Consider the following 771-nt stretch of genomic DNA (forward strand, 5'->3'; position numbering starts at 1 on the left):
GAAGCGTGAGAAGTTGTTGACGCAGAGCACCAGGTCGTCCTCGTACTCCCGCAGGAAGGCGAGGACGGCGGGGTTGGAGGAGGGCAGTTCGGTGTAGGTGCCGAGGCCGAAGGCGGGGTTCTGTTTGCGGATTTCGATCATCCGGCGGGTCCAGTGCAGCAGCGAGGACGGTGACGCCATGGAGGCTTCGACGTTGGTGACCTGGTAGCCGTAGACGGGATCCATGATCGTCGGCAGGTAGAGGCGGCCGGGGTCGGAGGAGGAGAAGCCGGCGTTGCGGTCCGGGGTCCACTGCATGGGGGTGCGCACGGCGTCGCGGTCGCCGAGCCAGATGTTGTCGCCCATGCCGATCTCGTCGCCGTAGTAGATGATCGGCGAGCCCGGCAGGGAGAGCAGCAGGGCGTTGAAGAGTTCGATCTGGTTGCGGTCGTTGTCCAGCAGGGGGGCCAGGCGGCGGCGGATGCCGATGTTGGCGCGCATGCGGGGGTCCTTGGCGTACTCCGCCCACATGTAGTCGCGTTCTTCGTCGGTGACCATCTCCAGGGTGAGTTCGTCGTGGTTGCGCAGGAAGATGCCCCACTGGCAGCCGGACGGGATGGCGGGGGTCTTGGCGAGGATCTCGGAGACGGGGTAGCGGGACTCGCGCCGGACCGCCATGAAGATGCGCGGCATGACGGGGAAGTGGAAGGCCATGTGGCACTCGTCGCCGCCGGCGGCGTAGTCGCCGAAGTAGTCGACGACGTCCTCCGGCCACTGGTTGGCCTCCGCCAG

General features: G+C 66.8%; 1 protein-coding gene. It reads right to left on the reverse strand.

All coding sequences use genetic code 11. The features are described from left to right. Nucleotides 1–771: alpha-amylase family glycosyl hydrolase (locus IE172_RS34210; RefSeq protein WP_190101263.1), on the reverse strand; the 771-nt coding region annotated here is incomplete at both ends.

The organism is Streptomyces griseoflavus (assembly GCF_014649995.1).
Classification (GTDB): Bacteria; Actinomycetota; Actinomycetes; order Streptomycetales; family Streptomycetaceae; genus Streptomyces; species Streptomyces griseoflavus.